Annotated in this window: 20 protein-coding genes; 8 read left to right on the top strand and 12 right to left on the bottom strand. The window is 62.3% G+C overall.

Going from position 1 to position 19607, the window contains the following annotated elements; genetic code table 11:
• Positions 1–74: 74 nt before the first annotated feature.
• The 3 genes from NKI39_RS21625 to NKI39_RS21615 all read right to left on the bottom strand — a co-directional run bounded on the left by NKI39_RS21625 (position 75) and on the right by NKI39_RS21615 (position 4500).
• Positions 75–2447: an aldehyde dehydrogenase family protein gene (locus tag NKI39_RS21625; protein WP_352834236.1), complete on the bottom strand. Its 2373-nt coding sequence runs from the start codon at positions 2445–2447 to the stop codon at positions 75–77.
• Positions 2448–2460: 13 nt separating this feature from the next.
• Positions 2461–3510, bottom strand: coding sequence for a deoxyribose-phosphate aldolase (gene deoC, locus NKI39_RS21620; RefSeq protein WP_352834233.1), 1050 nt, complete (start codon positions 3508–3510; stop codon positions 2461–2463).
• Between the two features lie 162 nt (positions 3511–3672).
• Positions 3673–4500, bottom strand: coding sequence for a ferredoxin--NADP reductase (locus NKI39_RS21615; protein ID WP_352771472.1), 828 nt, complete (start codon positions 4498–4500; stop codon positions 3673–3675).
• 218 nt (positions 4501–4718) lie between these two features.
• Here NKI39_RS21615 and NKI39_RS21610 point away from each other — a divergent pair, with 218 nt between their 5' ends.
• Genes NKI39_RS21610 through NKI39_RS21600 form a run of 3 tightly spaced genes read left to right on the top strand, consistent with a single transcriptional unit; the run spans position 4719 to position 9235 of the window.
• Entirely contained in the window at positions 4719–6803 is a 2085-nt protein-coding gene (locus tag NKI39_RS21610; protein ID WP_352834232.1) for a hydantoinase/oxoprolinase family protein, read from the top strand.
• A gap of 1 nt (position 6804) precedes the next feature.
• Positions 6805–8520 carry a hydantoinase B/oxoprolinase family protein gene (locus tag NKI39_RS21605; RefSeq protein ID WP_352834229.1) on the top strand — a complete coding sequence of 572 codons (1716 nt, stop codon included), beginning with the start codon at positions 6805–6807 and terminating at the stop codon, positions 8518–8520.
• Entirely contained in the window at positions 8492–9235 is a 744-nt protein-coding gene (locus NKI39_RS21600; protein ID WP_352539846.1) for a hypothetical protein, read from the top strand. The genes NKI39_RS21605 and NKI39_RS21600 overlap by 29 nt, the downstream gene beginning before the upstream one ends.
• 28 nt (positions 9236–9263) lie before the next feature.
• Here the strand turns inward: NKI39_RS21600 and NKI39_RS21595 are convergent, their stop codons facing one another.
• From NKI39_RS21595 to NKI39_RS21580, 4 genes are all read right to left on the bottom strand, one after another.
• A complete protein-coding gene (locus NKI39_RS21595; RefSeq protein WP_352820853.1) occupies positions 9264–9920 on the bottom strand; it encodes a methionine ABC transporter permease in 657 nt (218 codons plus the stop codon).
• Complete coding sequence (locus NKI39_RS21590) at positions 9901–10965, bottom strand: methionine ABC transporter ATP-binding protein (protein WP_352834272.1); 1065 nt, start codon at positions 10963–10965, stop codon at positions 9901–9903. Before NKI39_RS21590 ends, NKI39_RS21595 begins: the two co-directional genes overlap by 20 nt.
• Before the next feature lie 133 nt (positions 10966–11098).
• Positions 11099–11947 carry a MetQ/NlpA family lipoprotein gene (locus NKI39_RS21585; protein WP_352539848.1) on the bottom strand — a complete coding sequence of 283 codons (849 nt, stop codon included), beginning with the start codon at positions 11945–11947 and terminating at the stop codon, positions 11099–11101.
• A gap of 345 nt (positions 11948–12292) precedes the next feature.
• Positions 12293–12592, bottom strand: coding sequence for a DUF1236 domain-containing protein (locus NKI39_RS21580; RefSeq protein ID WP_352614254.1), 300 nt, complete (start codon positions 12590–12592; stop codon positions 12293–12295).
• Positions 12593–12796: 204 nt separating this feature from the next.
• Here NKI39_RS21580 and NKI39_RS21575 point away from each other — a divergent pair, with 204 nt between their 5' ends.
• A complete protein-coding gene (locus NKI39_RS21575) occupies positions 12797–13582 on the top strand; it encodes a DUF1236 domain-containing protein (protein ID WP_352834226.1) in 786 nt (261 codons plus the stop codon).
• Positions 13583–13687: 105 nt separating this feature from the next.
• Here NKI39_RS21575 and NKI39_RS21570 read toward each other — a convergent pair whose 3' ends face one another.
• Positions 13688–13930 (bottom strand): polymerase, encoded by a 243-nt coding sequence (locus NKI39_RS21570; RefSeq protein WP_352834223.1) that lies wholly within the window; start codon positions 13928–13930, stop codon positions 13688–13690.
• A gap of 246 nt (positions 13931–14176) precedes the next feature.
• Entirely contained in the window at positions 14177–14731 is a 555-nt protein-coding gene (locus tag NKI39_RS21565) for a DUF4142 domain-containing protein (protein ID WP_352834221.1), read from the bottom strand.
• Positions 14732–14969: 238 nt separating this feature from the next.
• Here NKI39_RS21565 and NKI39_RS21560 point away from each other — a divergent pair, with 238 nt between their 5' ends.
• Positions 14970–15200 carry a hypothetical protein gene (locus NKI39_RS21560; RefSeq protein WP_352473085.1) on the top strand — a complete coding sequence of 77 codons (231 nt, stop codon included), beginning with the start codon at positions 14970–14972 and terminating at the stop codon, positions 15198–15200.
• A gap of 78 nt (positions 15201–15278) precedes the next feature.
• Here NKI39_RS21560 and NKI39_RS21555 read toward each other — a convergent pair whose 3' ends face one another.
• Complete coding sequence (locus tag NKI39_RS21555) at positions 15279–15716, bottom strand: hypothetical protein (RefSeq protein ID WP_352834218.1); 438 nt, start codon at positions 15714–15716, stop codon at positions 15279–15281.
• A gap of 183 nt (positions 15717–15899) precedes the next feature.
• Between NKI39_RS21555 and NKI39_RS21550 the strand changes: the two genes are divergently transcribed.
• Positions 15900–16064, top strand: coding sequence for a DUF3309 family protein (locus NKI39_RS21550; protein ID WP_023677107.1), 165 nt, complete (start codon positions 15900–15902; stop codon positions 16062–16064).
• A 263-nt stretch (positions 16065–16327) separates the two neighbouring features.
• Here the strand turns inward: NKI39_RS21550 and NKI39_RS21545 are convergent, their stop codons facing one another.
• Complete coding sequence (locus NKI39_RS21545) at positions 16328–16525, bottom strand: hypothetical protein (RefSeq protein WP_352449586.1); 198 nt, start codon at positions 16523–16525, stop codon at positions 16328–16330.
• 501 nt (positions 16526–17026) lie between these two features.
• On the opposite strand from NKI39_RS21545, the gene NKI39_RS21540 reads away from it, so the two are divergent.
• Both NKI39_RS21540 and NKI39_RS21535 read left to right on the top strand, forming a co-directional pair.
• On the top strand, positions 17027–17758 hold the full coding sequence (locus NKI39_RS21540) for a Crp/Fnr family transcriptional regulator (protein WP_352473082.1): 732 nt from the start codon (positions 17027–17029) through the stop codon (positions 17756–17758).
• Positions 17759–17927: 169 nt separating this feature from the next.
• Positions 17928–18455 (top strand): YciE/YciF ferroxidase family protein, encoded by a 528-nt coding sequence (locus NKI39_RS21535; RefSeq protein ID WP_352834216.1) that lies wholly within the window; start codon positions 17928–17930, stop codon positions 18453–18455.
• Between the two features lie 131 nt (positions 18456–18586).
• Here the strand turns inward: NKI39_RS21535 and NKI39_RS21530 are convergent, their stop codons facing one another.
• Positions 18587–19585, bottom strand: a complete 999-nt coding sequence (locus NKI39_RS21530; protein WP_352614259.1) for an ATP-dependent DNA ligase — start codon at positions 19583–19585, stop codon at positions 18587–18589.
• Positions 19586–19607: the final 22 nt, after the last annotated feature.

Below are 19607 nucleotides of genomic sequence, written 5' to 3'. Positions count from 1 at the left end.
CCTGCCAACCAAATGTTTTTTCTCGGTAAAGAACATTTGTTGGCCCGTCAAGCCCGGACGTCCCTCCGGGACACTCAGTCGCCGTAGGGCACCCAGACGTTCTTGACCTCGATCGCACGGCGCAGCAAGGCATCGCCGGCTGCTTCGTTCGAGGGCCAGTCGAGGCTGTGGCCGTTGCCGGTCCAGACGCGTTTGAGATTGCCGATGGACTCGGCCTCGGCCTTGGCGCAAGTCTCGGCATCGGCGAACACCCAGAGCCCGTCGACATCGTCATGCTTGGCCAATACGCCGGCAAGCTCGGCGCTACGGCCGGTAACGATATTGATGGCGCCTGCGGGAACGTCGGAATATTCGATGACCTGGTAGAGGTCGGTGGCAAGCAGCGGGTATTTTTCGGATGGCACTGCGACTACGGTGTTGCCCATGGCAAGCGCCGGCGCCACCAGCGAGATCAGGCCAAGCAGAGGCGCATTGTCCGGCGCGATGATGCCGACGACGCCGACTGGCTCGTGCAGCGCCAATGTGACGGCGCGGGCCGGCGGCTGGTGGACGCGGGCCTCGAATTTGTCGGCCAAGCCGGCATAGAGGAAAAGGCGCTCGATCGACAGCTCGACCTCGTCACGCGCCGCCTTGGCGGTCGCGCCGGTGAGCTGGGTCAAACGGGCGGCAAACTCGTCTGCGCGGCCGGAAAGGTTTTCGGCCAGGTAATAGAGCACCTGGCTGCGGTTGTAGGCGGTCGCCTCAGGCCAGGCCTTGCAGGCGCGCGCGGCCGCGACGGCGTCACGGATATCCTTGCGGTTGCCGAGACCGATCTCGCCGGCAAGCTTGCCCTTGGCGCTGGCGATGGCGAAGGAATAATTGCCGTCCGGCCGGACCTGCTTGCCGCCGATGAACAGCTTTGCCGTGCGGTCGATGGCGCCACCTTCCGCCTGCTCGACAGGTTGGGCCGAAGACGTTGCCGGTTTGATGATCGGGCCGAGCGGCAGTTTTGCCGAGAGATATTCGAACATGCCCTCGCGCCCGCCTTCACGGCCAAAGCCGCTCTCGCGGTAGCCGCCGAAGCCGCAGGAGGCGTCGAACATATTGGTGCCGTTGACCCAGACGACGCCGGCCTTCAATTGCGGCGCGACGTGCAGGGCAAGATTGATGTTCTCACTCCACACCGAAGCGGCCAGGCCATAGCGTGTGTTGTTGGCGAGCTCGATCGCTTCCTCGGTGTTGCGGAAGGTCATAGTGGCGAGCACCGGCCCGAACACCTCTTCCTGTGCCAGGATGTTAGCCGGCGAAACACCGGTCGCCAGCGTTGGCAGATGGTAATAGCCCGCGGCGGGCAGTGCCGAGTCCGGCTGCCAGCAGATCGCGCCCTGCTTGGCGCCTTCGGCGATCAGGCCCTTGACGCGATCGAGCTGAGTCAAATCGACCAGCGGGCCGATATCGGTGTTCTTGTCGAGCGGACTGCCGACGCGCAGCCGGCTCATCCGCGTCTTGACCTTGGCGATGAAGGCGTCGGCGATGCCTTCTTGCACCAGAAGGCGCGAGCCGGCACAGCACACCTGGCCCTGGTTGAACCAGATGCCGTCGACCAGACCCTCGACGGCGCTGTCGAGGTCGGCATCCTCGAAAACCACGAATGCCGACTTGCCGCCAAGCTCCAGCGACAGTTTTTTGCCCGAGCCGGCAGTGGCCTTGCGGATGATCTTGCCGACCTCGGACGAACCGGTGAAGGCAATCTTCTGGACGCCGGGATGGTTGACGATGGCTGCGCCCGCCTCCGGCCCGCCCTGGACGATGTTGACGACGCCCTTCGGCACGCCGGCGCGTCCGCAGATCTCGGCAAACAGGATCGCGGTGAGCGGCGTGAATTCCGCGGGTTTGAGCACCACGGTGCAGCCCGCAGCGAGCGCCGGCGCGATCTTCCAAGCGAGCATCAAGAGCGGGAAGTTCCACGGGATGATCTGGCCGACGACGCCGACGCCCTTGTGGCCGGGAAAATCCCTGTCCAGCGCCTGCGCCCAGCCGGCATGATGGATGAAATGGCGGATCGCCAGCGGCACGTCGATGTCGCGGCTTTCGCGGATCGGCTTGCCATTGTCGATCGATTCCAGCACCGCGAACAGCCGTTGGTGGCGCTGCATGGCGCGGCCGATGGCGTAGAGCACTTTGGCGCGTTGATATCCGGTGCTGGCGCTCCATTTCGGCAGCGCTTTTGTGGCCGCCGCAACCGCCGCGTCGATATCGGCGGCACCGGCATCCGACACCTTGGCCAGCAGCTTTCCCGAGGACGGATCGCTGGTGTCGAAGGTTTTGCCTCCGCTGGCTGCCTTCCAGTCGCCGCCGATAAACAGCGCTTTGCCGAAATCCCGCGCGGCAAGCCACGCATCGGCCTCGTTGCGCGCCTCCGGCGCCGGGCCGTATTCCATGGCGTGATAGCGTTCGAGAATGTTCATGAAGCGCTCCGAATCACGCCATCGCGTGGCGATGATTGGCCGAGTAGTGGCCGGTCAGATGATGCTCGAGCTGGCGCTCGATATCGGTCAAAAGGCTCGATGCTCCGAAGCGGAACAGCTCCGGCTCCAGCCACGGCCGGCCCAGTTCTTCTTTCATCAGCACCAGCCAATCGAGCGAGGCTTTTGCCGTGGAAATGCCACCGGCCGGCTTGAAGCCGATGAGATAGCCGGTTTCCTCGAAATAGGCGCGGATAGCGCGCACCATGGCAAGGCCGACCGGCAGCGTCGCGTTGACGCTTTCCTTGCCGGTCGAGGTCTTGATGAAATCTGCACCCGCCATCATCGCCACCATCGAGGCGAGCATGACGTTGCGCAGCGTGGCGAGGTCGCCGGTACCGAGGATCACCTTCAGATGCGCCTCGCCGCAAGCGGCGCGCATCGAGACGATCTCGTTATAAAGCTCCTGCCATTTCGCCCCGAATACCAGGCCGCGCGGGATGACGACGTCGATCTCGTCGGCGCCGTCGCGGACCGATGCTTCGATCTCTTGCAGGCGCGTCGAAAGCGGTGCAAGGCCATGCGGGAAGGCGGTCGAAACGGCGGCGACATGGACGCCGCCGCCGCGCAGCGCTTCTACGGCGGTGGCGACGAAGGGATGATAGACGCAGACCGCCGCCGGGCGGATCTTTTCACCAGTAATGCCCAGCCCCTCGACGATGTCGCGACGGAACGGGTTGACTGCCTTGGCACAGAGCCTGCGCACGCGCTCTTCCGTGTCGTTCGAGTTCAGCGTCGTCAGGTCCATGCAGGCGACGGCGCGCAGCAGCCAGGCCGCCTGGTTATCCGCCTTGATCGAGCGTCTTTTGGTCAGGCTGGCGACGCGGCGTTCCAGCGCCGAGCGGTTGACGCCGCGCATCGATTCCATGAAGCCGAGATCGAGCCTCATGCCGGGATTGCGAGCAATGCCATGGGCTTGCGGCATCGGCGCATTGGCGGCGGCGCGCGCCGGCAGCGGCGTGATCTTGGACGTGCCGAGATCGGTTTCGCGGATTGTGCTGCTCATCTCCTGCCCCTTGTTCAGCGACTTATGCCGAAGATAGACCGTGAAGCAGCGCTTCACGAGTCCTTCAAGCAGTCATAGCGGAAAAAGGCGGTCAAGGCAGCCGATTTTTGACCGCATGATCAAAATCAGGGTCTCGAACCAGTGGACGCTGAGCTGCGCGTCTCAGCCGACGAAGGCGCGCTCGACGACGAAGCTTGCCGGATGGTGCAGCGAGCCTTCCTGGAAGCCGAGGCTTTCGGCCAGTTCCTTGACGTCCTTGAGCATATGCATCGAGCCGCAGATCATGATGCGGTCGGTCTCGGGATTGAGCCTGTCGATGCCGAGATCGGTGTAGAATTTGCCCGAGCCGATCAGCGCGGTGATGCGGCCCATGCGCACGGAGGTCTCGCGCGTCGTCGAATTATACAGCGTGACGCGGCCGCCGGTCAGTTCGCCGATCAGCGGGTCCTTCTCAAGCGCTGTCACCAGCTCCTGGCCGTAGGTGAGCTCGGCATTGTCGCGGCAGGTATGGGTCAGGACCACCTGCTCGAACTTCTCATAGGTGTCGGGATCGCGCAGCAGGCTGGCGAAGGGTGCGATGCCGGTACCTGTCGAGATCATGAACAGGCGCTTGGCCGGCGTCAGCGCGTCGACCACCAGCGTGCCGGTCGACTTCTGCCGCATGATGACTGTATCGCCGATCCCGATTTTCTGCAGCTCCGAGGTAAGCGGGCCGTCCGGCACCTTGATCGAGAAGAATTCGAGTTCGTCGTCCCAGGACGGGCTGGCGATCGAATAGGCGCGGAATACTGGCTTCTCGGCATTGGGCAGGCCGATCATGACGAATTCGCCGGAGCGGAAGCGCAGCGACTGCGGCCGGGTGATGCGGAACGAAAACAGCCGGTCGGTATAATGCTTCACCGAGACGACGGTTTCGGCATAGACATTGGCCGGTATCGGGAACTGCAGCGGCCGGGCGCCGGCTGTGTTGAACGCGGATGTGGTGTTCATCAAACCTAACCTTCTGGGCCGGCTCAGCGCCGGCGCCAAATCTCCACCTGCGCGCCCGAACCGGTCAGGTTCCAGCGTGCCGTTTGCACACTCCGAAGCGGTAAGCTCTTGTGTCCGGAATTTATTAGTATACAAACGATATTTGCGTCAAGACGCCGCCGTAAAACAGCTTTCCAAACTAAGGCATCTAGGCAGTTCGGGCATTTCGGGTTTCGACAATGGGACAGAATTTTTCGGCGCAAGCGCTGGATTCGACTGGCGGCGTCGTCGCCGGCATCGATGTCGGCGGAACTTTTACCGACCTCCTTCTGATCGACGGCCGTGACGGTGGCCGGGTGCATATCGCCAAGACCCCGACCACGGTCGACAACCAGGCGTTCGGCGTCGTTGCAGCACTTGGCGCCACCGGCTTTCCGGTCGACGGCATCGACCTCATCGTGCACGGCACGACGACCACCACCAACGCGGTCCTGGAGCGCCGGCTGGCCAAGACCGGCATGATCACCACGCGCGGCTTTCGCGACGTCATCGAGCTTGGCCGGCGGACACGGCCGCAGGCCTATGGCATGACGGGCACGTTCGTCCCGATCATTCCGCGCAATCTGCGGCTCGAAGTGTCGGAGCGGGTCGAGGCCTCGGGCGCGGTGCGCATCCCGCTCGACGAGGCCGAGATGCGGACAGCGATTTCACAACTGATCGCAGCCGGCTGCGAATCCCTCGTCATCCATTTCCTGCATTCCTACGCCAACCCGGCGCATGAGCGGCGCGCCGCCGAGATAGCGGCCGAGCTTTGGCCGAACGGCTACATCACGACAGGCCACGCCCTGCTTTCGGAAGCGCGCGAATTCGAGCGCGGGGTGACCGCTTCGGTCAACGCTTCGGTGCAGCCGATCCTCGAACGCTATGTCGAACGGCTGCGCAAGGAGCTGGCTGCAAAAGGCTACGCCCGCGACTTTCTGATCATGAACGGCAATGGCGGCATGATCTCGGCCCGCTTTGTCACACGTGAGTCGGCCAAGACCGTCATGTCCGGCCCCGCTTCCGGTGTCATTGCTGCCGCCTATACCGGAAAACGCGCCGGCTTCGAAAATCTGGTCACCTACGACATGGGCGGCACCTCAACCGACGTGGCGCTGATCCGCAACGCCGAGCCGGCGGTGTCGAACGAGATCGAGATCGAATATGCGATGCCGATCCACGTGCCGATGGTGGCGGTGCATACGGTCGGCGCCGGCGGCGGCTCGATCGCCCGCGTCGATGCGGCCGGCCTGATCCAGATCGGCCCGGAAAGCGCCGGCGCCAATCCCGGGCCAATCTGCTACGGACGCGGCGGCTTGGAGCCGACCATCACCGACGCCAATCTGGTGCTCGGCAGGCTGGCGCCGAAGAAGCTGCTCGCGGTGGAAAACCCGGTCACCGTCGAGCGGGTCACCGGTATATTCGAGGACAGGATCGGCCGCGCCACAGGCTTGTCCGGCGTCGAGGCGGCGGGTGCGGTGCTGCGGCTCGGCAACGTGAAGATGGCTGGCGCCATCCGCATGGTCTCGGTGTCGCGCGGCCACGACCCGCGCGATTTCGCGCTGTTCGCCTTCGGCGGCGCCGGGCCGCTGCATGCGACGGCATTGGCGCGCGAACTAGGCCTGCCGAAAGTGCTGGTGCCGGCGCGGCCGGGCATCACCAATGCTCTCGGCTGCGTCGTCGCCGATCTGCGCCATGATTTCGTCAACACGGTCAACCAGCCGGTGGCCAGTCTCGATGAAACCCAACTCCACGAGACATTGGAACGGCACCGAAACGAAGGCGAGGAGCTGATCGGCAAGGAGGCGGTGAAGCCGGAAGCAATCCGTATCACGCATTCCGCCGACATGCAGTTCGTCGGCCAGACGCATATCATCAACGTGCCGCTGCCGTTGTCTGCGGTGACACGCGAGGGACTGCAGCAACTGTTCGAGAGTGCCTATTTCGCCCGCTTCAAGGTCGAGCTACCCGAGATCCGCGCCAATCTGGTCAACCTCAACACGTCGGTCACTGGCGTGCGGCCGACCATCGATCTGTCCCGGCTGATCGATCCGGCTGGGCGCGCCAAAACGCTCGAAGAGGCGCGGCGCGAAATCCGGCCGGTCTGGTATGGCGGGCGCTGGTACGATACGCCGGTCTACAGCAGGGAAAAGCTGCCGCTCGGCGCAGTCATCATGGGGCCGGCGATCCTCGAACAGATGGACGCGACGACTGTGCTGGAGCCCGGCGACCGGGCGCGATCGGATGCCGACGGCAACATCATCATCGACATCGGTGAGGCCTGAGATGGCGCAGCTCGACACCATTACGCTTTCGGTCCTCCAGGCGGCCCTGCAGCAAGTCTGCGACGAAATGGACCTGACGTTTTCGCGCGCCGCGTTCTCGCCTGTTATCGCCGAGGCCAATGACCGTTCGGATGGCATCTATTCGGCGCTCGATGGTTCGCTGATCGCGCAAGGCAGCCAGGGCCTGCCCGTGTTCGTCGGCGTCATGCAGTATTCGACCAAAGCGGTGATCGAGATGATCGCCGACGGACGCTGCCTGCCGCCCGAGCCGGGCGATATCTACATCGTCAACGATCCCTATCTCGGCGGCACCCATCTGATGGATGTGCGCTTCGCCATGCCGGTCTACCGCGACGGGAAGATCTTCTGCTGGCTGTCGAACACCGGCCATTGGCCCGACATTGGCGGTTCGGTGCCGGGCGGATTCTCCGCCTCGGCAACGGCGGTCGAGCAGGAAGGCTTGCGGTTGCCGCCGGTGAAACTGTTCAAGAAGGGCGTGCTCGACCCGGAGATCTACGCCATCATCTGCTCCAACGTCCGTGTCGCCGACCAGCGCATTGGCGATATCCGGGCGCAGGCGGCGGCACTGCTGATCGGCCAGGACAGGCTTAACGGAATCCTGGATCGTTACGGAGATGAAACGGTTGTCGAAGCGATCGCCGAATTGCGGCGCCGCGCCGCTGAACAGATGCGCGTCAACATATCGGCCATTCCCGACGGAATCTATCGCTCGCAGGCCTTCGTCGATTCAGACGGCGTGGTAAACGAGCTGCTGATCATCGCGCTGGCAGTCGAGAAAAAAGGCGACACGCTCAGCTTCGACTTCTCCGGTTCGTCAAAGCCCTGCGCTGGGCCGATGAACAGCGTGCTGGCGACGACCTTGTCCTCGGTCTATCTCGCCATGCGGCACATTTTCCCCGATGTGCCGATCAGCGCCGGCGCCTTCGAGCCGCTGATCGTCAAGCGGCCGGAAGGCACCTTCCTCGACGCCAAATATCCGCGGCCGGTATCGGGCTGCGCGGCTGAGGTTTCGCAGCGCATCGCCGAGGCGGTGTTCGCGGCGATGGTGCAGGCCCTGCCGGACAGGGTGACGGCGGCTCCGGCTGGCTCCAGCGGCAATTTCGCGCTCGGCGGCAACGATCCGGTCCGTGGCCGCGATTATGTCATGTACCAGATCTCCGGCGGCGGCTATGGCGGCAATGCCGGTCACGACGGCCTGACCAATGGCTGCTCGACCATCGGCATCTCCAAGTCGCCGCCGGTCGAGATCATGGAGCAGGCCTTCCCGGTGCTCTACCGGCATTATGCGCTGCGCGAAGGCTCGGGTGGCGCCGGCAAGCACCGCGGCGGGTTTGGGCTCGCCTATGAGGTAGAGATCCTGCGCGGCGACGCCCGCGCCTCTTTCGTCATGGATCACGGCCGGTTCGGCCCGCAAGGCGCGCTCGGCGGCAAGGACGGCGCGGTCAACACGGTGACTGTGTTCCGCAACGGCGAGGAACATGTGCCGCCGCACCTCTCAAAGGAACAGGACATCGCGCTGAAGGCAGGCGACCGCGTGCGCGTCGGCACACCGGGCGGCGGCGGCTACGGCGATCCGTTGCAGCGCGATCCGCAATTGGTCGCTCGGGATGTCAAGCTTGGCTACTATACCGCAGAGCAAGCCAGAGACCTGTTCGGAGTCGTAGCGGATGAGCAACCCAAATCCCCTGGAGGCTGATCTCTCGTCTGAACTGGCCTACGCAGTCGAACGCGTCTATGCCGCTTTCGCGTCTTATCCATCGCCCCGCCACCTGCATGGCTCGCCGTACAAGGATTTGGAATCGATCTTTCGGGGAGTATCCAGTGGTCCGCTTCGGGAGCTCAGTGGTGAAAACCTCGGCGCCTATGCCGGATCGGCCATATGGACGGTCGGCGACGTCGATGACTACCGGCACTTTCTGCCGAGAGTGCTTGAACTTGCCATCCAAGGCGAACCTTCGATGGGGTTCGACGCCAACGTGATTGCCGCAAAGCTCGAAAGGACCTCCTGGCGCGATTGGCCGTTGGAAGAACAGCAGGCTGTCGAGGAGCTGTTTCAGGCTGCCTGGCGAAAAGCGATGACCATGCATCCCGATGAAGGGAACGCGGTTCCCTGGCTGGAGGGCATAGTGCTTGCCGGAATGGATGTAGCAGCTGCATTAGCGGCATGGCATGATAGCCCTTACCCCGAGGCCATGTTGCACTGTGCGGACTTGATTACCGGCAACATCAAGACACTCGATAAGGGGCACGTGATCTTCAGCGAACAGGTCACCACATGGCTTCTATCCGACAGTCTCGCCTGGCACTTGTTCACCGTCGCGGTCGAGGCTCCCTTGCGCCCCGACGATCGCGAAAAGCTCGCTTGGGCGAGCGAGACCATCGAGAACAATCTGAACTTTCCCGGAAATTAAAGGCATTGATTGGGCCGCGTTTCGCCGGTCACGCCCTGTGATCCAGCCTCGCGACCAGCCGGTCGCCGGCCCACTGGATGCCGCAGACCAGGACGATCAGGACGATGACCACGGCGATCATGACGGATGTCTCGAAGCGCTGGTAGCCGTAGCGGATGGCGAGGTCGCCGAGGCCGCCGGCACCGATGGCGCCGGCCATGGCCGAGGCGCCGATCAGCGTCACCAGCGTCACCGTGAAGCCGGCGACGATGCCGGGCAACGCTTCCGGCACCAGTACCTCGCGAATGATCGTCCAGCGGTTGCCGCCCATGGCGCGTGCTGCCTCGATCAGCCCGTGGTCGACCTCGCGCAGCGACACTTCGGCGATCCGGGCATAGTAAGGCGTCGCCGCGATCGACAGCGGCACGATCGCTGCCCAGGTGCCGATCGAGGTGCCGACGATCAGCCGCGTCACCGGGATCAGCGCAACCAGCAGGATGATGAAAGGCACCGAGCGGAAGCCGTTGATGACAGCGCCAAGCGCGCGGTTCACCCACAGGTTTTCGGCGATGCCGCCGCGGTCGGTGGCGACCAGCGCCAGGCCGAGCGGCAGCCCGAAAACCAGCGAGACGAGGCCGGAGGCGGCCGTCATCAGGATCGTTTCCCAGATTGAACGGACGAGAAGCTCAAACAGAACCGGCGACATGGCCAAGCACCTCCACCCGCGCTTGGCGGGCTTTCAAGAACGCGATCACCTCTGCCAGGTGAGCTTCATTGCTGCCGGCGACCGCCACGAACAGTGTCCCGACAGGCTGCTGCTGGACGTGATCGATGCCGCCATGCACGAGGCGGAACGAGCCGGGAACTGCCGAGGCAAGATCGGACAAAAGCGGGCTTCGGGCGGCCTCACCGGCCACGTCGATCCTGAGGATCGCCTCCACGCCGGCGTTCTGCGTTAGCTGGCTTGCGATCTCCGCCGGCAATTGCGGCCGGATGCCGCCGAGCAGGCTTTGTGTGATCGCCGATTTCGGGTCGGCAAAGACCGACCACACCGGCCCTTGTTCGACGATCCGCCCAGCGTCGATCACCGCGACCCGGTCGGCGATCGAGCGGATCACCTCCATCTCATGTGTGATCAGCAGGATGGTCAGACCAAGCTGCCGGTTGATGTCCCTCAGCAAGGCAAGGATGGAGCGGGTCGTCTCCGGGTCGAGCGCCGAGGTCGCTTCGTCGGACAAAAGCAGCGCCGGGCGCGCCGCAAGCGCCCGGGCAATGCCGACGCGCTGTTTCTGTCCGCCCGACAGCGACGCCGGATAGGCTTTCGCCTTCTCCGACAGCCCGACAAGCTCGAGCAGCTCGGCGGCGCGCGCCAGGCGTTCGGCCCTGGGCCGGCCTTCGATCTTGAGCGGCAGCGCTACATTGTCTTCGACGGTCTTGGCGGACAGCAGGTTGAAATGCTGGAAGATCATACCGATGCGCCGGCGCAGCGGCTGCAATTCGCGCTCGCCGAGCCGGCTGATGTCGCGGCCTTCGATGTAGACCTGTCCTGAATCCGGCCGCTCCAGGCCGTTCAGGCAGCGTATCAGCGTCGACTTGCCGGCGCCGCTGCGGCCGATGATGCCGAGGATCTCGCCCTGGCGCACGCTGAGCGACACGCCGTCCAGCGCCGCTGTCGCGCCGAAGCGGCGCTTCAGCTCGATGAGGCGCACGACATCGTTCGGTCCCGCGGAGCGGCCGCCGACGGGATGCATGACTTCGATGACCGAGGCGAAATGCTGGTTCATGAAAGTTCCTGTATTGGTGTCCCGCAAACGCGATCGCGGTCCGCGTTGAAGCGCGGACCGCTTTACCATGCCGGGCTTCGGCGCCCAGTCGAGCTCGGCATCAATAGGCGCTGATGCCGGTTCCCTTGTAGACCCGATCGAATTCGGCCTTCACCTTTTCGTTCTGATAGGAGGCGACCAATGTCTTTACCCAGGGCTGGTTTTCATTGCCGGCCTTGACCGCGATGAAATTGCGGTAGGGATTGTCGGCCACCGCCTCCTGGGCGATGCGATTCTCCGGTGTGAGGCCGCTTTTAAGCGCCCAATCCGTGTTGACTACGGCCGCGTCGAGGTCTTCCACCGAGCGCCCGACGATGCCTGCGTCCAGCTCCTTGATGACCAAGTGCTTCGGGTTTTCGGCGATGTCGGTGGTCGTCGCCAGAATGCCGGTGCCTTCCCTGAGCTTGATCAGATGTTCGCTCTGCAGGACGCGCAGTGCGCGGCCCTCATTGGACGGGTCGTTCGGCACGCCAATGACCGCGCCTTCTGGCAGGTCGGCAATCTTCGCGTACTTCTTGGAATAAAGGCCGATCGGCCAGACCCCGGTATAGCCGACCGGGACGATGTGATAGCCCTGCGTCTTGATCTGGTTGTCGAGATAGGGCTTGTGCTGGAAGGCGTTGGCGTCGATTTCGCCACGCTCGAGCGCTTCATTCGGCTGGGTATAGTCGTTGAACACCACGGTCTCGATTGTCAGGCCCCTCTCCGCCGCCTGGGCGGTGACGACGCGCCAGACGTCCTCGTCCTCGCCGCTCATGATACCGACCTTGACCGCCGTCTTGTCCTCGGCGAGCGACGGCGCAGCAAGGCCGACAATCGCAACCGCCGACGCGAAAAGTACAGCCAGACCGGCGCGCCGGCTTATACTTGCGGAGAGAAATGAGAGCAAAGTGTTGGTGTTCCCAGACATGATCTATCCCGTCGGTTCTGAAGTCGTTGCGGCCAGGCGGAGTGCCAAGCCTTGCCGGCATCATCGGGAATGCTGACCGTCGGATCAAAGCACCGTATTTCCCGCGAAATGCGAAGCCAGGAATATTCTCTCAAAGTTTCGGGCCTGGCGAGCACAGGGCGTGCTGGGATCATGTGTTCTAAGCCAATGCTGGTTCAGAAATTGTCCGGACGTCGTCTCCGCTATGAGGCCCGCCGTGCTTCGAAACGGCGGGCCTTTCTGCGTCCGAATGCCCAACACGGGCAGCAGTGTGGGATGTCGACAATGCTAGACGCGCCGCATGTCCCTTCAAAGCGACGCGCTTGCTCACTGGATGACCTTCACGATCCTGCGTGTGCCTGGATCGACCAGGACGGTCTGGTTGTCGACGACGACGTAGCGGTATTTGACGTTGGGGACTTCATGAAGCTCGACGGTATCAGGCAGGGTCGAGCCGACATTGAGCTCCACGCCGGGGAGCTGGACGGACGCCAGAGGCTGCTTTTTCACATACTCGCGTACGATCGTCTCCTGCTGCGGTTCGATGACCACGTCCTGAGCGGCAGCGGCGCCGACACCCGCAAGCAGCAAAAACCCAGCCGCGGCCGCCGAAAGATGCATTCTCATGATTGTCTCCTTTCCTCGTGAGCCACCTCTGCGCTGCGCCGCGTCATGCTGTTCGCAGCGGGGTCGCTATAGGCCGGTAACGTCATCAGGTGGAGCTTGTTCCGCCACTCGGATCGCTTGCCGTTTCCTTCCATTAGTTTGGAACAAAGTTTTTTAAACGCAGTTTTGCGGGGTGAAGGGACGCATTTTCCAAGGAGATCTCTCATGAAAGGCGTTCTGATCACCAGCATGTTAGCAATCAGCGTCAGCTGCGGGGCCGCACTTGCCCAGACGCAGCAGTCGACCGACGATCAGTCCGGCGCCAATTGTGCAGCCGGCACTGCCAATTGCCAGAACGGCGCCAAGATGGGCGAGCAGGCTCAGGGCAAGGCCGGCGCTACCACTGATCAACAGGCGCAGGGCAAACCGAAGCTGAAGACCGGCGAGCAGGCTCAGGGCAAGGCTGGTGCTACGACTGAGCAGCAGGCCACGGGCAAACCGAAACTGAAGACCGATCAGCAAGCCCAAGGCAAGGCTGGCGCCACGACTGACCAGCAGGCCACGGGCAACACGAAGATGAAGACCGAGGAGCAAGCCCAGGGCAAGGCTGGAACCACCACCACCGAGCAGGCTCAGGGCAGCTCCAAGATGCAGACCGAACAGCAGGCTCAGGGTAAGGCTGGGACCACGACCACAAACCAGGCTCAGAGCAATACTTCTACCCAGCAGGACCAGAGTTCGACCGCTTCCATCAGCAATGTGACCGTTGAGCAGAAGACAGAGATCACTCAGGTCATCAAGGAGACGAACGTCCAACCCGTTTCCAACGTCGATTTCGACATCTCCGTCGGTGTCGAGGTCCCGCGAAAGAAGGTCCGGCTGCATCGTCTGCCGGCGCGCATCGTCAAGATCGTTCCGGCTTACGAAGGCTATGAGTATTTCGTGCTCGCCGACGGCCGGATCGTCATCGTCGACCCGAATACCTACAAGATCGTGATTATCCTGACCTAGTCGTGGCCAGACGGTCTACCGTGGGTTGATTCACCAAAAAAGCCCGCCGCGCAGCTCGGGCGGCGGGCTTTTCCGTACCCAGCTCCAGCGTCTGCAAATCGCAAATCAAGGTCCGTCCTCGGGGCGAGGAGTGAGCACGGTATGATTGATGGTGTCGGGCAGGCAGGGACTGGGCAGGCAGCTTGTTCGGACTGACGCGGTGGTCATGGCATCGATATCCGTAACCAGCACCATTCTCGCGTAGTGCCGCGGCCACAGCGGCTCTCCAAACAGGACGAAGACGCCGCCAATCATCAAGGCCAGCAAAATGAGTGCCGTAACATTTGCAAATATCTCGCCGTAGCGCATGAAGGCAGCCTGTCCCGTTCGGAAAGCGATTTCAGCCTGTGACAGCGGCGACCAGGACGGCGCCGAAAGTCGGCGCTACTATCCTTGACGCCCCGCGAACGCCGCCTTCCATTGGATCCTCCCCGAACAAGCCGGGTAAATAACGGCACTCTCGGTGCTTTGTTCCCGGCCGTGTGGCCGGACGACAGCCGCGTCACACAGGCCGTGTTGGGGCGGCCTTTCGTTTGCAAAAGGCACTCTTCGCTCTCATTGATGTGCGGCAGCGAGGTCCTTGACGTGACGTTCGTGCATTTGCAGCACCGGCAGCGTCTTCTTGGCAAACTCCTTCATCGCGGGATCGTCGCCGGAATTCGCGTAAACGGAAAACAGCGCCACCGCTTCCTTATGCGCCTGGGTCTGCATGTCGATATATTTCGATTGGAAACTGTCCCCGCTGGCCTCCTTGAGTTGGTCGAGCAGCGCTTGGTGCTTGGTGTCCAGCGACGGGCCGGCCGGCGCGGTGGCCGAAGTCGTCTGCCCCTTGCTGAGCGCCGCCTTGAAGTCCTCGCCGGCCTTGGTATGGTCCGTGACCATTTGCGCCGCGAAGGCCTTCACATCGTCAGCCGTCGCCTGCGTCTGCGCAAGTCGGCTCGATTCGATTTCAAATGTATTGGCGATGGGCACGGTCTTGACGAATGTCGCGGTGTCAACCTTGCTCATGGTGTCGGTCGTCAGCGGCGTCAGCGTCGCCGATTGGGCAAAAACAGCCAAAGGCGCGCCGGCCATCATCGCTGCCGCAGTGATGGATAGAAGCGTTTTCATGGGGGGTCCTCCGAGGCTGATGTCATCCCTCCGATGGCTCAACGCGGAAGCTGCGACGAGGTTGCCTGGTCGCAGTGGCCACAGCCGCCGCGAGCCAAACAAATGATTTAAATAAAGGACGCCGGGCTGGGTCCTGCAAAGTGCAACGCAACCCGTAGGACCGTACGGAATCGTACAAGCTCTTTCGCTTTGCCGCAGTCTTGCTATCGTCTGCCGGGACAGATGGGTGGAGGCTTCCGTGGGGCAGATCAAGTCGCCGCTTGGAATCGGTATTGATACCGACAAAGCCGTTCATATCGTCATGGCCGACTACAATTCGGGCGACATTCTCTCGACCACTGTCGTCATAGCCGATTTGCGCAAACGCTTTCCCTGGTTCCGGCAAACCGACGAGGAACTGGTTGGCTTCATCGTTCGGGCGCTGGACGGTCGGGAGATCGCGGTCAGCTTCGACCACCGCTGCCGTTAGACGGCCGATTTTCATCACCAATGAGGCCGCGGAGCGTACGCTCCGCAGCCTCATCACAGACTATGATAAACCGGGCGCTTACTTGCCGCAGTGGTTGTCGTTCACCGTCGGCGCCATCGTGCCCGGAGACTTGCCGGTCGCGTCGGGCAGAGCCCCCTGCGGGCCTGGTGGGCAATTCCGGTCGGCATTCGAATTCGTCGTTGAGAAATCGCGAATGCTGTTGGTGATGGTCGAATCCGTGCCGGTGTCAGGGCCGCCATTATCCGGGACTACTATCGTCCGCCCGCTGCCGTCGGCAGCGGCTCCGGAGGGATCGCCGGCGTTCTGGGCCATCGCTGACGTGGCCAGACCGATCGTAAGCGCCGAAGCTGCGAGAATTTTCGTGAGCATGATGCTTCTCCTTTTTACGAGGGTCGTCGCGTTGCGACTACGAAAACAACCGTTCGGGCGGGCGAAGGTTCCGACAAATTCCCCATGAATTTCAGCATGTTCTTGGGTGTTCAAGGCGGCCGCCATGCCATTCTCCGCGGGCATGCATCTGTGGACTTTTCTGACGGCCCGGCCCGGCATTTTGCTCGCCGCATGAGCGTACGCCTTACCGTCCCGCCGGAACAGGAATGCTCTTTGTGAGTTCATACCTTTGTACAATGCGACGCGCTGATGCGAATGGCGGCAGCGCAAACAAGGAGAGCAGACATCATGGGCCTTGGAACCATTCTCATCATCATCTTGGTCCTTGCCTTGCTTGGCGGCTTCAGCGGCTTGGGCGGCGGACCGTTCTATGGCACCGGCTATTACGGTGGTGGCGGCCTCGGCTTGGTGCTGCTTATCGTCATTATCCTGGTCCTGCTTGGGCGCATTTGATGCATGTCGTGCAAAAGTGTGCAGCGGTTTTGTGATAACGACATGCATAAAACATGAAGTAAGCGCGTCGCATGAGGCCGGCCAAACGCGACACGCGTTAGTGTCACGCTCGCGACAAAAACGCCTGCCGCTTGGTAATTAGCGCCGGGCGTTTTGTCGTGAAAGACTAGATTTCCAAGATCCTTGGCAAACCGGGACCCTGGCTAGAAAGGGCGACTCGGTGCCGAACCTTTCGGCGCCGAGGACGCCACCATAGCAGCAGCTTATTGTTGGCGATCGGCGGCCAGCGCTTCTTTCAGATCGGCGTTGAGCACACCCTCGTTGAACAGCGACATGATACGGGCTGCCAACCGCTCGCGGACAGGACTGTCGTCCGCAACACCCAACTCGCGGCAGCAGTCGTCGAGCGCTTTTCTCAGCACGCTCAGTTCGGCTGGAGTTGCTGCACCTTGCATCGGCATGCCATCCTACCTTGAAAAGGGCGAAAGCGCGAAGCGTCTTTCAAGCGTCCACTCGCCGTGCCTGTGTGGACGACTCCAATTCAATTAGCGCCGCTCTCGTCCAAACTCAATGTACGGAAATTACCAAGCAGACAGTTTGGGAACGACTGCCTTGCACCTGCATTGTTGCTGCGATCCAACCCACCCCTCATTTGGATCACTGGGCGTAGCCCACGACGCCCGAATGGAGCCCGTTGCATCCCTCGCGACGGGCTCTTTTCGAGCCCGGCGATCTCAATTGTCGTTTTCGTACCAAACCGACTTTGGTACGTTTCCAACTCTAACTTTCAGTCGGATGTTTTCGTAGGCAAGCGGCAGGAGAAACTGCCGTGCATCGATTCATTTTTTTATTTAGTAGGCTCCATACCTTTCAGTGCTTATATAAGCGTTATCGTCCGCAGGTTATACCGGGCGCGGACGGCTGGGAGATAAAAAGGCTCTTGCCCTGTTTTGGGCCCAGCTATGTCTGATCCAGCAAATTCCAATAAAAATCCGTACAAAAACAAGCTGTTGCGCCGAATGAGCGCCGGCGATTTCGCCTCTCTCGAGCCGCACATCGAGCGCTGTTCGCTGGAGTTACGGCAATCGCTCGAAGTGTCCGGATCGCCGATCGAGGCCATTTATTTCCTCGAGGACGGCATCGGTTCGGTGGTTGCGAAAATGCCGAACGGCAGCGATGCGGAAGTTGGCCTTGTCGGCTTGGAAGGTATGACCGGCTCGGCCCTGATAATGGGCGACGACCGTACGGTCCATGATTGCTATGTGCAGCTGGCGGGAGAAGCTGCCAGGATCGACGCCGAGCCGTTCAAGGCGGCGCTGACGCAAAGCCCGACGCTGCGGCTGTTCTTGCTGCGCTACGTGCAATATCTGCATGTCCAGACTGGCTATACCGCGCTGGTCAACGCGCGATCGAAACTTGAAGACCGGCTGGCGCGCTGGCTTCTCATGTGTGACGATCGGGTGGACGGCGGCCGGCTGACGATCACGCACGAATTCCTGTCGATCATGCTTGGCGTAAGGCGCCCGGGTGTAACGGTCGCGCTGCAGCTGCTCGAGGGGCGAGGGCTCATCCGGTCCCGCCGCGGCGAAATTATCATCCGCGATCGCGATGGTCTCGTCGCACTGGCGGATGGCGGCTACGGCCTGGCCGAGGCCGAATATACCCGCCTGGTCGAGCATATCGGCGAGCGCTGACGGCGCTTTTCTGGCCGATTGCTGCCGCAGGTCGAAGGCCCCTGCGACACCACACAGCGGGTCGGAAAAATTTGCAAAGCTGCCGGACCGTCAGGGAACTTGTTTCCTGTCGGAGGGTTATCGGACGCCTCCACTTTGCGAGGCGGCACCAACCATTCGGGAGAGGATCATGGCGACTACGAAAAAGGCCCCGAAGGCGGCAAGCAAGGGCCTTGAGGATCTGTTCCTCGACGGGCTCAAAGACCTCTACTACGCCGAGAAGAAGATACTGAAAGCGCTGCCCAAAATGGCCAAGGGCGCGGAGTCGGAAGAAGTGACCGCCGCTTTCGAGAAACACCGCATGGAAACCGAAGGACATGTCGACCGCCTCGAGGAGGTGTTCGACAAATTCGGCAAGCCGGCCCGCGGCAAAACCTGTCCGGCCATTGACGGCATCATCGAAGAGGGCTCGGAAATGCTCGAGGAGTATAGTGGTGCTCCCGCGCTCGACGCCGGGCTTGTCGGTGCGGCGCAAGCCGTCGAGCATTACGAGATCGCTCGCTACGGCACTTTGATCGCGTGGGCGGAAGAACTCGGCAAGAGCGACGTTGTCGAGCTGCTCAGGGCAACTCTCAAGGAAGAGGTCGCGACCGACGAAGCGCTTTCCAAGCTCGGCGAAAGCGGCGTCAACGAACGCGCCATGCAGGAAGCTGCCTGATTTCAAAACCGCAACCGAGCCTTGGTTGCCAAGGCTCGGTTGGCCGCGGCGAACCGGTGAAATGATGCATTGGTCCGTCATGAACGGTAGAGCGGGCAGCAAGCGCCTTGAAGCGGTGTCTCGGATCGGACTTACTCGATCTGCTCGAACGTGCATTGCCGCGGCTCCTTGTCCGGCCGCCAGCGCAACAGCTTGGTTCCGTGCCGGAACCGGTCGCCTGTCACATGGTCGAACCGAACCTCGACCACCAGTTCAGGCTTTATCGGTTCCCATTGTCCGCTCCGCTCCGTGCTCCAGCGGCTTGGTCCGCCCGGCGCCTTGCCGGTGAAACCTGGTTTGGCCCGCAGTTTTTCCAGCCGTCTGGTCAGCGCCGCCCTGTCGTCCTTGCCGATGGTCGAGGTGAATCCGACATGATCCAGCCTGCCTTCGTTATTGTAGAGGCCGAGCAGCAGAGATCCGACTTCGTTGCTGCCGGCGAGATAGCGAAAGCCGCCGACCACGCAATCCGCAGTGCGCAGCCGCTTGACCTTGACCATGGCGCGCTCGCCGGGCCGGTATGGCCCGGCGATCAGTTTTGCAACAACACCGTCGGTCGAGCCGTGGCCGGCGCCCTGCAGCCAGCGCTCGGCGGTGGCGGCGTCGTGCGTATATTTGGACAGGTGCAGTTGGGGCCGTGCCGCCGACGCGACAAAGGCCCCAATCGCCTGCCTCCTGGTGGTGAGAGGCTCTTCGATGATGATCCTGCCGCCGGGCTCGGCCAGCATATCGAACAGGATCAGCATGGCGGGCGTCTCGAGGCTTAATTTGCGGATCCTGCTTTCGGCGGGATGGAGGCGCATTTGCAGGGCCTCGAACGAGGACGATCCGTCGACCTCGATGACAATCTCGCCGTCGGCAACAAACCGTCGCGAGCTCACATCGCGCAGCACCGCGACCAGTTCGGGAAAATAGCGGCCAAGCGGCTTGCCCGATTTTGCACGCAGATCGACGGCATCGTCGCCCTTGAACACGAGGCAGCGAAACCCGTCCCATTTCGGCTCGTATTGCCAAAGCCCGTCGCCGCCAGGGATTGCATCGGCGGCTTTGGCTTCCATCGGACGAAGGTCGAGCGGCAACGGAAATGCGGTCATGGCTGGTCCGCGCCGCCGCTAC

It is taken from the genome of Mesorhizobium sp. M0664, from assembly GCF_040320565.1.
Lineage (GTDB): Bacteria > Pseudomonadota > Alphaproteobacteria > Rhizobiales > Rhizobiaceae > Mesorhizobium.
Note: the sequence above shows the minus strand (reverse complement) of the source record. Positions and strands in the feature narration are given on the sequence as shown.